The organism is Corynebacterium felinum (genome assembly GCF_030408755.1).
GTDB classification, from domain to species: domain Bacteria; phylum Actinomycetota; class Actinomycetes; order Mycobacteriales; family Mycobacteriaceae; genus Corynebacterium; species Corynebacterium felinum.
Window position 1 is genome coordinate 520091 of the sequence record NZ_CP047209.1, and the last position, 13797, is coordinate 533887.

At 56.4% G+C, this 13797-nt stretch carries 12 protein-coding genes; 9 read left to right on the top strand and 3 right to left on the bottom strand.

Annotated features, from left to right (window positions below):
- Positions 1–13 precede the first annotated feature (13 nt).
- From guaA to CFELI_RS02350, 3 genes are all read left to right on the top strand, one after another.
- Positions 14–1603 (top strand): glutamine-hydrolyzing GMP synthase, encoded by a 1590-nt coding sequence (guaA, locus tag CFELI_RS02340; RefSeq protein WP_277104164.1) that lies wholly within the window; start codon positions 14–16, stop codon positions 1601–1603.
- A 155-nt stretch (positions 1604–1758) separates the two neighbouring features.
- Entirely contained in the window at positions 1759–2220 is a 462-nt protein-coding gene (locus tag CFELI_RS02345) for an imm68 putative immunity domain-containing protein (protein WP_277104163.1), read from the top strand.
- 88 nt (positions 2221–2308) lie between these two features.
- Complete coding sequence (locus CFELI_RS02350) at positions 2309–3274, top strand: hypothetical protein (RefSeq protein WP_277104162.1); 966 nt, start codon at positions 2309–2311, stop codon at positions 3272–3274.
- A 67-nt stretch (positions 3275–3341) separates the two neighbouring features.
- Here the strand turns inward: CFELI_RS02350 and CFELI_RS02355 are convergent, their stop codons facing one another.
- On the bottom strand, positions 3342–4421 hold the full coding sequence (locus CFELI_RS02355) for a PspC domain-containing protein (protein WP_277104161.1): 1080 nt from the start codon (positions 4419–4421) through the stop codon (positions 3342–3344).
- A 158-nt stretch (positions 4422–4579) separates the two neighbouring features.
- Here CFELI_RS02355 and CFELI_RS02360 point away from each other — a divergent pair, with 158 nt between their 5' ends.
- Positions 4580–5710 (top strand): ATP-binding protein, encoded by a 1131-nt coding sequence (locus CFELI_RS02360; RefSeq protein ID WP_277104160.1) that lies wholly within the window; start codon positions 4580–4582, stop codon positions 5708–5710.
- An 11-nt stretch (positions 5711–5721) separates the two neighbouring features.
- The gene (locus CFELI_RS02365) at positions 5722–6405 is read left to right on the top strand and encodes a LuxR C-terminal-related transcriptional regulator (protein ID WP_277104159.1); all 684 of its coding nucleotides are present in this window, start codon (positions 5722–5724) and stop codon (positions 6403–6405) included.
- Between the two features lie 281 nt (positions 6406–6686).
- Here CFELI_RS02365 and CFELI_RS02370 read toward each other — a convergent pair whose 3' ends face one another.
- The gene (locus CFELI_RS02370) at positions 6687–7139 is read right to left on the bottom strand and encodes a hypothetical protein (protein ID WP_290259311.1); all 453 of its coding nucleotides are present in this window, start codon (positions 7137–7139) and stop codon (positions 6687–6689) included.
- Positions 7140–8011: 872 nt separating this feature from the next.
- Here CFELI_RS02370 and imuA' point away from each other — a divergent pair.
- Complete coding sequence (gene imuA', locus CFELI_RS02375) at positions 8012–8665, top strand: DnaE2-dependent mutagenesis accessory factor ImuA' (RefSeq protein WP_290259313.1); 654 nt, start codon at positions 8012–8014, stop codon at positions 8663–8665.
- Positions 8653–10194, top strand: a complete 1542-nt coding sequence (locus CFELI_RS02380; protein ID WP_277104156.1) for a DNA polymerase Y family protein — start codon at positions 8653–8655, stop codon at positions 10192–10194. The genes imuA' and CFELI_RS02380 overlap by 13 nt, the downstream gene beginning before the upstream one ends.
- Here CFELI_RS02380 and CFELI_RS02385 read toward each other — a convergent pair.
- Complete coding sequence (locus CFELI_RS02385) at positions 10191–10817, bottom strand: AMIN-like domain-containing (lipo)protein (RefSeq protein ID WP_277104155.1); 627 nt, start codon at positions 10815–10817, stop codon at positions 10191–10193. The genes CFELI_RS02380 and CFELI_RS02385 overlap by 4 nt on opposite strands.
- Before the next feature lie 223 nt (positions 10818–11040).
- On the opposite strand from CFELI_RS02385, the gene CFELI_RS02390 reads away from it, so the two are divergent.
- A complete protein-coding gene (locus CFELI_RS02390; RefSeq protein WP_374724758.1) occupies positions 11041–11928 on the top strand; it encodes a sucrase ferredoxin in 888 nt (295 codons plus the stop codon).
- A gap of 20 nt (positions 11929–11948) precedes the next feature.
- A complete protein-coding gene (locus tag CFELI_RS02395; protein ID WP_277104153.1) occupies positions 11949–13166 on the top strand; it encodes an MFS transporter in 1218 nt (405 codons plus the stop codon).
- Positions 13167–13797 lie beyond the last annotated feature (631 nt).

The window sequence follows — 13797 nt, forward strand, 5'->3', positions numbered from 1 at the left end:
AAACTAGTCAATTGTGACTGAACAGAACCCCGCGCACACCCACGCAAAGCACAATCCGGTACTGGTTGTCGACTTCGGCGCACAATACGCGCAGCTCATCGCTCGTCGCGTTCGCGAAGCGAAGATCTACTCCGAGGTTGTTCCACACACCGCTACCGTTGAAGAAATCAAGGCGAAAAACCCTGCAGCGCTCGTCCTCTCCGGCGGGCCAAGCTCCGTGTACGAGACTGGCGCGCCGTCGCTCGACCCAGCGTTGCTCGAACTTGGCATCCCCGTTTTCGGTATCTGCTACGGCTTCCAGGCCATGACCCACGCGCTGGGCGGCACTGTTGCTAACACCGGTAACCGCGAGTACGGCCGCACCGACATGATCGTTGATGGCGGTGTGTTGCACGCTGGTTTAGCCGCGACCCACAAAGTGTGGATGTCGCACGGCGATGCTGTTTCGCAGGCGCCTGAAGGTTTCAGCGTGACCGCGCGTTCTGAGGGTGCGCCGGTTGCTGCTTTTGAGTGTGTTGAAAAGCGCATGGCTGGTGTGCAGTATCACCCTGAGGTTTTGCACTCCCCGCACGGCCAGGAGGTGCTTGTGCGCTTCCTGACTGAGGTTGCTGGTCTGGAGCAAAACTGGACGCCGGCTAACATTGCTGAGGAGCTTATCGACGCCGTCCGCGAGCAGGTGGGCGATACTGGGCGCGCAATTTGTGGCCTGTCCGGTGGTGTGGATTCCGCTGTGGCGGCAGCACTGGTGCAGCGGGCTATTGGTGACCGCCTGACCTGTGTGTTCGTTGATCATGGTCTGCTGCGTGCCGGTGAGCGCGAACAGGTTCAGACTGACTTCGTTGCCGCCACCGGTGCGAAGCTGGTGACCGTTGACGAGCGTGAAGCATTCTTGTCTAAGCTTGCGGGCGTGACTGACCCTGAGGCAAAGCGTAAGGCTATTGGTGCGGAGTTCATTCGTTCCTTCGAGCGCGCTGTGTCTGAGGTTTTGGCGGATTCCCCAGAGGGTTCCACCGTGGACTTCCTCGTGCAGGGCACCTTGTACCCTGACGTGGTTGAATCCGGTGGTGGTGCGGGCACCGCAAATATTAAGAGCCACCACAATGTGGGCGGTTTGCCAGAGGATCTCGAATTCAAGCTGGTTGAGCCACTGCGCCTGCTGTTTAAGGATGAGGTTCGTGCTGTCGGCCGCGAGTTGGGTCTTCCTGAGGAGATCGTCAACCGCCAGCCATTCCCAGGTCCGGGTTTGGGTATCCGCATCATTGGTGAGGTTACCGAGGATCGTCTTGAGACCTTGCGTCAGGCGGATCTGATTGCCCGCACCGAGCTGACCAACGCTGGTTTGGATGGTGAAATCTGGCAGTGCCCAGTAGTGTTGCTTGCCGACGTGCGCTCCGTGGGCGTGCAGGGCGATGGCCGCACCTACGGCCACCCTATCGTGCTGCGCCCTGTGTCCTCCGAGGATGCGATGACCGCCGACTGGACTCGCCTGCCTTATGATGTGCTGGAGAAAATCTCCACCCGCATCACTAACGAGGTCAAGGATGTCAACCGCGTGGTTTTGGACTGCACCTCCAAGCCACCGGGAACCATCGAGTGGGAGTAAAACCCTCCTTGTTCTAAGCCACTGATACCCCCCTTTGGTGTTCACAGCTGTTGTGGAGAAAATTCTTATTCTCCGCTGAGCACTTCAAGGGGGGTTTGTGCTGTATACGGCGAGACCTATCGTTGTGGGCTTAAAGCAGGGTAGAGTTATCGCCCATGATGATTGAGCGTTACTGGGGTCGGTTCTTTGGCGAGCACACCGATAGTCAAGAACTGGTGCGGTATTTGGACACGTTGCCGGAAGTATGCACCTTGGAAGAGATTTTTACACAGTCGGGTTTGAAAAACCTGGGCGGTGATCTCACTTCTGGCAGCATTGATTTTACGGTGGGGGAAAATACCTTCCACGCCGAGTATGCGTTTTTGTGGCTGCTTGATGTGGCGGTTTTGTTGTTAGAGTCGAAGCGGGTGGGGCGTTTTAATCTTGCCAGGATTCGTGGTGCACGGTCGCGCATGATGCGTATCGACAGTTCCCCGAAAGAATTTGTGCAACTAACGCAGGCGATGAAGTATTTTTCCCTTGATCCTTACGAGTTCAGCTGTGCACAGCTGTGGGATGAAGATGAGCTCGATGAATTGTGCAACCTGTGTGAAGAAATCCGAGTGCAGCTCGACTAATGAGACTGAGTGTGCCCCCTCACCACCTACAGTATTAAAAATCGCTTAAAAAATGGAAATACGGGTGCTTTTGTGGGAATATGTCGACATGGACTCAATTGTCGGTTCTGCTTCTCACCTGAGGGTTTTTCTCACCACCCTCGGCTGTAGCGCACTCGTACTCACTGCAAGCTTTTTGTCAGCACCAGCGCACGCCGAGGAGGAACCGGCTCTCCACTCAGTAAGTAAGCAAGGGGGGCGGTGTGTGTTGTCGCTCGACGGGGCACGCGGCTATCAAGCATTCGTTGAAAGCAAGTCGGGTTACCCGCAACTGCTGGAAAACGTCATTGATGAGGTGCCTGAGTTTGGTCCTATTGCGGCTGAACTTTATGAAAACGCCCCCGCCCCGTTGGTGGGCAACGGGATGGCTGGGGTAAGTGGGGTGCCCAATATTTCTGGCATCCCGCTCGATAGGGTGGTGGAGTTGCGTGGGCAGGCTTCAGAATATTTAATTCCAGCGGGCTACAGTGATTCGGATGTGGATCTGCTTGTGGCTTCGGCGCGGATCGCGGGAAATCCCACAAAGTTCTTCATGCAGGTTGAGCTTGATTTTTTCCAGGCGAAAACGGTGGATGCGGATCAGGATGCCGCCTATGTGTTGCTGGAAAAAACGCAGCAGCAGTTGCAGCAGGGCCATTCGGCTGCCACGATGACGCGGGCGTTTTCCACCGCCAGCCCGAAACTGAAGGCGCAGGTCGATATGGCTTTCAATCAGCCACTGGCGCAGACACAAAAATTGGAAGAATCAACGGTTGTTGCGTTGCGTCATTGTTTGGGTTTGTCTGCGAACTTCCACCCGGAATCCACTGCCCCTAGTGTGGTTGTAGACCCTGGTGAGGATATTGTTCAGGCGCACAACCGTAAGGTGTCCAATCTCTTGATTGTGGGCAATGTTTTCGCCGTTGTGGTGGTGATTGCGGGCGTGTGGTTTGTGATTATGGATCGCCGTCGCAAGAAAGCGATGAGGGAAGCAGCGAGCCTGTCCTTATCTGACCAACCCCGTAAGCATGTCTAAAACTCCCCCGCTACACCACGGCGTCGATAAGCATCGTGCGTGGGCATGCGGGGGATAAACGCGGGGGTTAAGGGGAGTCGGCGTTGACTGACCCGAGATCGGTAGAGAGATGCAGCGTGAGCGTTTTGCCCGGCGCGGTGGGGTTAATCACGGGGTCGCTGGGGCAATGGACGGAGCCGAGGTCGGTGGTGCATGTTAGTCGCACTTTCACTGCTGTGGGTAAGCTGACGTTGATGCTACCCAGATCGGTGTAGGCGGTGACGTCTGTATCTTCAGTGAGTTCTTTCAGCTTGCTGAAGTCGAGGTTAATGGAGCCGACGTTGGTGGTGTATTCCGGCTGGATCTGCTCTTGCTGAGTGATGGTCTGATTGATATTCGCAAGGGGGCGCTCAGCACGGAACATTCCGATGGCACCTGATGCGCTCACGGCGATGACAACGAAGCCGACCACGACCCACGGCCAGACACGGGTGCGCTTGGGTGGTTCGGGAGCAACTGCGGGGCCAGGTTCGGGCAGGTCCCACAGTTCGGGGACGGTGCCGAGTGGGTCCCATGCTGGTGGTTGGGGGCGGTGTACGGCGTCGAAGCCGGGTGCGGGGCTGTAGGCGCTCAGGTCGACCTCAGGTTGGGGTGTTGTTGCTTTATCGGGTGCTGGTGGGGCGAAGTCAGCGATCAGCCCTGCGGGGGGTTGTGGGGTGCGCTGATGCAGTAAATACCAGACCAGTGCGCCTATGGCGAGGGTGAATAAGGTGGTGCCGCTGATGATGCCGCGGGAGCCGAACCCGAGTGATCCGCTGAGGAAGAGGAAGGTAAAGACAAGAACCCAACCGGTGGATTGGTCGGCGGAGTAGCGCCCGTTGCGGTTGTCGAAGAGTACTTCGACGGGGGCTTTGTCCACGCTGTAGCGGGGGAAGAGCATCCAGCACAAGAGGTAGAGGCTTAAGCCGGCGCCGGTGAAGGCGGCGAGGACGAAGGCGATGCGGATTAAGGTGGGATCGATTTGGTAGCGAACGCCGATGCCTTCGCAGACTCCGGCGATGTAGGCGTTGCCGCCTTGACTTTTCGGCAGGCGTACGGGGCGGGTTGCCCACATGCGATCCCACGTCTGTGGTGTGGGGGCGGTGGGGGGCTGTGGTGTGGTGTTCATGGTGCTTGTGCTCCTAGTGTGACTGTGGGGTTTTTCTTTCTTCACTTCCCATTGTGTGCGTTGCTTGTGATAAATGCATCAGGGTTTTCCCCTGATCTTTGTATTTCAGGGTGTTCCCTGATGGCATAAGGGTGCGAAAACGTGCAACGATGAAGGGCATGAGAGTTCCAACTGCTGCGTATCCTGCTTATCGACGCCACCGCCCTGGTTCCTTTATCGGCGGCGTGTGTACGGGCTTGTCGCTGCATTTAGGGGTGGAAGTGGCGTGGGTGCGTGTTGCGCTTGTGCTTGCGTCGTTTTTTGGCGGCTTTGGCGTATGGTTCTACGTTGCTGTGTGGGTGCTAACAAAAACCCAAGATGGCGATGTGGAGATTCTTGATCGTTTCCCTAAAACTCTTTCGTGGGTGCTGGTGGGTGTGGCGGTAATTGGTTCGTCCGCGGTGAGTTTCCGGGTCAGTTCTGTTCCTGCTGGTTTGGCGATTGCGTTGGTGGTGATCGCTTTTGGTTCGGTGGTCACCTGGTTTGCTTATGATCGCTTCACCTCAAAATCGTCTGCATTGGTGATTGTTATCGGTGCCCTTTTTGTGCTTGGCGGGGTGTTTATGGGCGCAATCCAGTGGACAAACGGGCAGCAGTTTAGCGCCGCCGTGGGTTCTGTGTTGCTCACCTTAGCGGGGGTGGCTGCCCTTGTGGTGCCTTTCGGTTTACGCCTATTGCAGCGTTTGAGCACTCAGCGGGAGGAGAAACTCATTGCGGAGCAGCGGGCTGAGATCGCTGCTCGGCTGCATGATTCGGTGTTGCAAACGCTTGCGTTGATTCAAAAGCGCGCAGATAATCCGGAGGAGGTGAGTCGCCTCGCCCGTGGCCAGGAGCGGGAGTTGCGCCAGTGGCTGTTTGCCCCTCAGGAGGATTCCACGGTGTTTGCTGCACTGAGTCGCGCCTGCGGTGAGGTAGAGGATACTTTCGGGGTGCGCATCGCCCCTGTGACGGTGGGGGAGGATCAGCCGTTGACGGAGAACACTCAAGCGTGTGTGCTGGCTGCCCGTGAAGCGATGGTGAATGCGGCGAAGCATTCCGGCTGCCCCGATATTGATGTGTATGCCGAAACTTTTGATGGGCTGCGGATTTATGTGCGTGATCGTGGCCCTGGTTTTGATCTTGAGGCTGTTCCGCAGGATCGCCATGGGGTGCGCGATTCCATTTTTGCCAGGGTGAAACGGGCTGGCGGGGAGGTTGCGATTCATTCCGATAAGGGCACGGAAGTGGAGATTGTGCTCGCGAGCAACTAAAAATGGAGGGTATGAAAGTTTTCCTCGTCGATGATCACTCAGTCTTCCGCGCCGGGGTGCGTGCTGAAATTGGCCAGGCGGTGAGCATTGTGGGCGAGGCAGGTACTGTCGCTGATGCGATTGCGGGCATTGCCGCAACGTGCCCTGATGTGGTGTTGTTGGATGTGCATATGCCTGATGGGGGTGGGGTTGCGGTGATTCGCGGTTCGCAGGGATCGGCGAAGTTTTTGGCTTTGTCGGTGTCTGATGCGGCTGAGGATGTGATTGCTGTGATCCGGGCGGGGGCACGCGGGTATGTGACGAAGTCGATTGATGGGCTTGAGCTTATCGACGCCATCCGCCGCGTCGCCGAGGGTGATGCAGTGTTTAGCCCGCGACTTGCTGGTTTTGTGCTTGATGCCTTTGCCCGACCCGACGCGCATGCTGGAGTGGGCGTGGTGGATTCCCCGGAGCATGATCGCGCGGTGGAGCGGGAAGAACAGATTGACCATGACCCAGTGGTTGATGCTCTGACTAGGCGCGAGCTGGAAGTACTGCGCCTACTTGCCCGCGGCTACACCTATAAGGAAATCGGTGCGCAGCTGTTTATTTCCATTAAGACGGTGGAGACTCACGCATCAAATATTTTGCGCAAAACCCAGCAATCAAACCGCCATGCACTCACCCGCTGGGCCCAAAAACACGACCTGGACTAGGGCTTTTTAAAGCCAGTAAGCACACAGTACAGCCCCTTGTCATCGGCAGCACTCCTGATATGTGGAGGGTCAACGGCAAGGGGCGTTATGCAATGTGATGTTAGTGTGCGTGAGATAAGTGCGTCAAGGGAGCATCAGTTTCTATGGGCAGTATTTTGTCAATTGGTGCCTCCGCTATGTTCTGCATGAAGACAGCTCGCACACGCTATTTAAATACTTGCCTCAACCCCCAGCACTTGAACCGCCATATTCCCAAAACACGACGCAGGTTAGGGTTGTTTTTAAACCACGGGACAGTCGACTTTGTCGGCGATGACTTCGGCGAATTTTTCCGGTTCACTAATGCTGAAGCGGAATGTGGCGGTACGGGTTGTAATCTCTGCCCGCGCATCAGAGGCACACAGCATGGTAGCTCCATCACCATCGGTGTTGTAGCCAAAAGCTTGCACGAGTGGCAAATCTGAATGCAGGCTAACCGCTGTGATCTCGGCATAAGGAATGGTTTTTTCAAAAGCGTACTGCTTGATCACCAGAGCATTATCGGTGAAGCGAACTGTGACCGTTGAAAGCACCAGCGCGGGGGTGAGGGCACCAATGCCCAAAATGAGATACAGCAGCCACGAATACTGGGCGTAATTCATTACCGCGAACGCACCCAGCCCAACGCTGACGAGGCCAACAATGAGAGCGAGAATGATCAGAAAACGACCCGGCTTTGCACTGAGAACCATCACATATACCTTCCTACTGGGCTTTTTGGGGGAAATGACTTACTGAAAAGCAGTGTGAGTTCTGTGCAGTCTAACAGAGCAAGAAAGCACTATGGATACTTTTGCGTGCAGGGGGGGGCAACCCAAGGTTTTGTCAAGAAAATAATGGGCTAGTGCTGGGTATTTTCTCTGATTGTGGGGGTAATTGGCTAGGCCTTGCCTTAATGGCATTCGGGAGTTGCGTTGGTTACTCGACCTTTTGGTATGGAAAGCCTGGTTTCAGGCGTGCGGGAGGCGGAAAGGTCGAGTTGGAATGAGGGCTTGAAGGGGTTGGTACATGCTGTTGAGGTGGGGTTCCCTTTTGGTTACTCGACCTTTTGGCGCGGAAGTCTTGGTTTCGGGCGTGTGGGAGGCGGAAAGGTCGAGTTGGGGTGCGGGCGTGAGGGGTGGGCGTTGATAAGCGCTGGTTGGGTGGGTCTCCTGTTGGGCTGCTCGACCTTTTGGCGTGGAAAGCCTGGTTTCAGGCGTGCGGAAGGTGGAAAGGTCGAGTTGGGTGTGGGGGTGAGGGGTGGGCGTTGATAAGCGCTGGTAGGGTGGGTCTCCTGTTGGGCTGCTCGACCTTTTGGTGCGGAAAGCCTAGTTTCAGGCGTGCGGAAGGCGGTAAGGTCGAGTTGGGTGTGGGCGTGAGGGCTTGAAGGGGTTGGCACATGCTGTTGGGGCGGGGTTTCCTTTTGGTTACTCGACCTTTTGATGCGCAAGCCCCGGTTTCGGGCGTGCGGGAGATGGAAAGGTCGAGTTGGGGTGCGGGCGTGAGGGGGTTGATAGGTGAAATGGGCGAAGTGTGGTGTGTTCAAAGTGCTTGACAGTGGGGGCGGGCGTGTATTTAGATAAAAGATATGAGACAAACAGGTGTTCGAAAATTATCTGCGGTGCAGCGTTCGCATATTGATGCGTTGCGCGCGCAGATCAACGAACACGCCCCGGCTCGGAAAGTGGTGGATGTACCTGCGGCGTTTCAAGAAATCTTCCCTCACAAAGGGTTGCCCCGCGGCGCGGTATCATGCATGAACCCCAGCTCAGCGCTGGCAATTGAACTTATTGCGCACACGACTGCTGCGGGTGGTTATGTGGGTGTTGTGGGGTGGGAAGGGTTGAGCTACGCGGGGGTTGAAAGCCTCGATACCATCATTGTTGTGCCCCAGTCGGATCTTAATGTGGTTGCGTCGCTTGCTGAGTCGGTCGATCTTATTTTCTACCGGGGTCCAGAAGCGCACCTAAGTCCAACCCAGTCCCGGCCGCTGATGGCAAAAGTGCGCAAAGGGGTGGCCAGTGTGGTCATGGTTGGTGTGGATGTGGCTTCACCCGCAGTGCGGTTGAGTGGAAGAATCTCCACGTTCCACGGTATTGGGTGCGGTACTGGGCGCATCACCAGTTTTGATTTGGAGTTGTGTTGTCAGGCGCACGGCATGAGCCGTAGCACTACCGTCACGATTGGGGCGGGCGGTGTGGCGGCGTCGACACGCACACAGGTGCCCGCATGCGCACTCTAGCACTCTGGTTCCCGGACTGGCCCGCGCAAGCTGCTGTTCTGGCGAACCTTGCACAGATCACCGACCCCATCGTGATCGCCGAGCAGCACGCTGTGGCAGTGAGCAACCTTGCAGCCCGCAAGCGTGGGATTCGCCGCGGCATGCGCCTGCGCAACGTGCATGCTCTCGCACCCGATGCTGTTGTGCTCAGTCGCGATCATGAGCGCGACGGCCGCATGTTTAGCGACATTGCCGATAGTCTCGATGCTGTTGCCGCGCATATCGAAATCATGCGGCCTGGGCTTGTGCTTATCGACGCCGCTGCCGCCGGGCGCTACCACGGCAGCGAAGACATCGCCGCCGAAAAAGCCCTCGACACCGTGGCCTTCAGCGGCATGGACTGCAGCGTGGGCATCGCCGATGAAATCCCCACCGCAATCATCGCCGCACGCTGCGGAAAAGTGGTGCCACCAGGGCAATCCGCACAATTTCTCGCCACCCAACCCTTAAATATTCTCGGGGTAGAACCCGCGCTCGGCTGCGAACCTGCGCTGATTGACACCCTCAATCAACTTGGCATCAGCACGCTGGGGGAGCTGAAAAAACTGCGTCGCAGCGACCTCGCTACCCGCTTCGGCGCCCCCGGCGTGCACTGCCACGACATCGCCTGCGGGCACAACCCGCGCCGAATCCATCTCGCGCAACCCACAGTAGACATGAGTGTGCGCATGATTCCCGAAGAGCCCATCACGCGTATCGACGTCGCCGCCTTCGCCGCCCGCACCCTCGCTGTTGAACTGCACAGCACACTTCGCGCACACGGATACAGCTGCCTGAGACTCACCATCACCGCCCGCTTCGGCGAGAGCGAACACCAACGCACCTGGCGCACCCACCTCCCCTTAGACGAACAGGCCACCGCCGACCGCGTACGCTGGCAACTCGAAGGCTGGCTCAACGCCCATAACCGCGCACAGTCGCAGGCCGACGAGCCTGAAGGGGTGACCGAGCTTATCCTCGACCCCATCGAATGCGCCAACCCCACAGCCCATACCCTGTGGGGCAACACCGACACACAGGCAGATATCCACCGAATAATCAGCCGCATCCAATCCCAGGTGGGGGTCGATAACGTCCTACAACCCCAGCGAGTTGGTGGTCGGGGAGTAGCCGAACGCATCACCTACCACCCCTGCGGGGAACAGGCAGAAGCACCTACACCCCACAGCTGGCCAGGGGCACTACCTGCCCCACTGCCCACCCAACTCGCCCACCCCGCGAGTATGTGCACCCTGGTGGGGGCACAAGGACAGGCGGTGACCATCACACGCGATGCGGTTTTCAGCACCGCCCCCGCCGGATTGCAATGGGGAACCAAGCGTTACCTCATCCACTCATGGGCCGGTCCGTGGCCGGTGCTGCGCGAGTGGTGGCTGGGTGAAAAACCCTGCGCCCGCATCCAAATCGTCGGGGTGGATACACACAACAACCCACAGGCATTTCTGCTGCTGTGGGTTGAGGGTCGGTGGCGGGTAGAAGCAACCTACTAGTGGCGAATATCAATCACCACGCGGGTGGGATTATCTAACAACTCCACCGAATACGGGGTCTTCTGGCCCTTAATGCCCACCACAAACTGGGCGCGGCCCTCAAACGTGCCCACCGATTTCAGCTGCACAACCTTCGCCCCCTGGCCGGTAATGGGTGCAAGCGGCGGGGTGTCTAAACCGAGCTCAAAGGGGAGTACTACACCATCAATATTGACATCTAAAGTGGAATCCCCAGCGATCTCAACCGGCTTACCAGAACCCTGCTGGGCTGCCTGATCAGTGTAATCCACAAACCAACCAGGCGTGCCGGTGCCCTTGAGTTCAATCACCACACGGTCGAAACCCTCATGTGCGCCCGTGCGCATTGTTACTGGCACAAGTTCTGCTGGAACGGAGGGGCGCTGGGTTTTCTGCGCCATCGATGCTTTGCCCAGTGCAGCAATACCGGCTGGGGCGGGAGTGGTGGTCGTGGTGGCAAGGGTGCTGCCCTTGGCGGTGGAATTAATATCTTGGGGTGGCGCAGGCGTCGGGCTTGGGGCGCAGGCGCTTAGCGTGAGCGCGGCAAGGGTGAGCGTGGCGAGGGCGATATGGACTGGACGAAAATTCGGGCGCAAGCTTCTCATAACACCAACAGTAACTTCAGTAACAGCCAAGGTGCAGTTTTTCTGACGAATCGTTGCCAAACTGCAACGAAAGAACAAACCTCACCACCCCGAACCCCCTAAGATGGCAGCTATGAGCTCCCGCGAACCCGAGCAAGAATCTTGCCCCCTGCCGTTTTTGCCCCCACTTTCTGGCACAGCCTGCAGCCTCCCACCCGTTTCCCCGCACACACCCCCAGTGCCCATGGACTACGACCCCTATGCACCCGAACCATGCAGCTTCAAACCCTTAAACCCGCTGTGCTCCGACGTGCAACTCGAACCCCTTCCCGGCACCTCCAAAACTGGGCACACCTACGTGATTCTGGAACATACCGGCGCGTGGAGCCACGACATTCTAGACGGCGGTACCTTCAGCGAAGAAGACACAGCACGCTTAAAAACCCTCCCCGGGTTGTACTTGATCCGCAAACCCGGGCGCGAAGGGCACGCACATAAAGAAGAGCTCACCGTCTATCTGGTTTTTAGCGATGAAGCAGCACTTGAACGGTTAACCATCCGCACCCTTGATGAACTTTTTACACTCGACCTCACCGGTCCTGGCCGCAATAATGCTGAACTAGTCACCGAACCCCTTGTGATGGTGTGTACCCACGCGAAACGCGACCGCTGCTGTGCAATCAAAGGCCGCCCCGTGGCTAAGGCGCTGGTGCGGGAACTTCCCACCGCCCACATTTGGGAATGCAGTCACACAAAGGGGCATCGTTTCGCCCCCAGCATGGTCCTATTTCCGTGGGGTTACTACTATGGGCACCTCAATTCCCGTGCCGCTGCGGATATGGTCCACCACGCCTACCGTGGTGAGCTTTTCTTGCCGGGCAATCGCGGGCGCGGCACATTACATGCGAAAGAGCAGGCGGCGGAGGTCGCTGTTTTTGAGCACCTAGCGAAGCAGGGGGAGAAGATCATGCTGGGTATGGCGCAGGTTGCTGATACGACGATCACGCTTATCGACGGCCGCACCTTCACCGTCGACATGGAACAACGAGAAGTCGAAAACGTGTTGCCCTCCTGTGGTGATAACACCAAAACAACGAAAGCATGGTTTAGCCTAGGAGTGCATGAGCGGTAAAACAGGAAAGTGTAGGGTGCATGGCGAAGGGGCTATTTGCGAATAGAAACTACCGACTTTTGATGCTCGGGCACACCGTGAACACACTCGGGGTGAGTGTGTCACTGTTTGCCTTCTTCGCCTACACGCTTGGCATGACCCACTCTTCCTTTGCTGCTTCTTTTGTCAGCGGCTGCGTGGTGTTAGCTACCGTAGTGGTGGGCATTCCCGCAGGATATTACGCTGATCGGTATCCACCACGAACCCTTATTATGCTCTCTGTAATAGTAGGGTTTCTTGGTGTTGCCGCTGTGGTGATCACCCACATAGGGTTTCAGGGGGCACCGCTTGCCGTGCTCGTGGGTGCTGCGCTGATGAGTGGAACGGCGTCAGCACTATTTTCTCCAGCGGAAAAGGTGCTGGTGAAGCACGTAGTCAGTGCTGAGCATATGGGCAAAGCGATGGCCATCAATCAGGCGCGCTACTCATTTGGCACTGTGTGTGGGCCGATCATTGGTGCATCTTTGCACGTATTCGCAATGGTCTCAACGTTCCTTTTTAACTGCCTGACCTACCTTTGTGCTTTCGTTGTGTTTTCTCGGATAAAAATTTCTGAAACTGCCACTGGCAGCACGCAAGAAAATGCCCATAGCTACTGGGAAACGTTTCGTGTAATCCGCAGCTCACCAATTATTTTTGCTGTTGTATGGTTCGCCCCACTGCTTAATTTCAGCATGTCAGCCACCTTAAATAGTGCCTACTTGTTTCTATCCTCCCAGCAATCGGGAACAACCCTATTGGGAACGTTCCAATCCTTTTACGGCATTGTGGGGCTTGTTGGGGCGATGATCTCCACCTATGTTATTTCACGGCTTCAAGGTGGCGTTGTTCTTTATACAACTGTAGGGCTTTTCGCTGTGAGCATGTCCATGTTGGTTGTGCACAATAGCGTAGGGCACTACTTCTTCTACTTAGGAGTCTTCTCTTTCAGCTTGCCGCTATTTAACGCTGTGCTCAGCGGTTATTTTTTGGCATACACTCCAGCACATTTCATTGGTAAAGCCTCATCAATCATGACTGTGACAGCCATGGGATTCATGCCACTTGGGGTATGGACTTCAGGTTTGGTGGTCCAAGAATATGGGTTCGGGGCAGTACATTTACTGGTTACTTTCGTCTTTGTCCCCGCTGCACTCGCTTTCCTCGCAATCCCACAGGTACGTTCGTTGGGCAGGGAAGAAACTTGGGCATCGACGTAATACTGTCTTTTATTCAGATGGTATCGGAGAGGGATCTGTGGGGCGTAAAAGATGCGGATTGAGGGTAATCCGAAAACTAGGCTCATGCATGCCACGGTGAACAGCGCACAAGGAATGCGTCACTCGAAGGGCTACCTAACCTGAAGGTAACTCGACTTATTCTCACCTACATCTGTGTATCTGACTGAACATATACGAATTGGTCGAGATACCTCCCGCGTGCCCCGCGTCATCCATGGCTAACCCCCACAAGGATTTTTAGTTAACTCGACACTTTCTTTCCTCAGGGGCACATTTTCGGTGCGGGATGTGGATTGGTCGAGTAACCCCTTGGTTTGTGTGAGGGGGTGGGTTTTGGGGTGGGGGTTTGTGGCTTACTCGACTTATTTTTCTTGTGGGTATGGATCAGGGGGTGGGGGAGGTGTAAAGGTCGAGATGCCTCCCGCGTGCCCCGCGTCATTCATGACTAACCCCTCAAGGATTTTTAGTTAACTCGACACTTTCTTTCCTCAGGGGCACATTTTCGGTGCGGGATGTGGATTGGTCGAGTAACCCCTTGGTTTGTGTGAGGGTGGGTTTTGGGGGTGGGGTTTGTGGCTTACTCGACTTATTTTTCTTGTGGGTATGGATC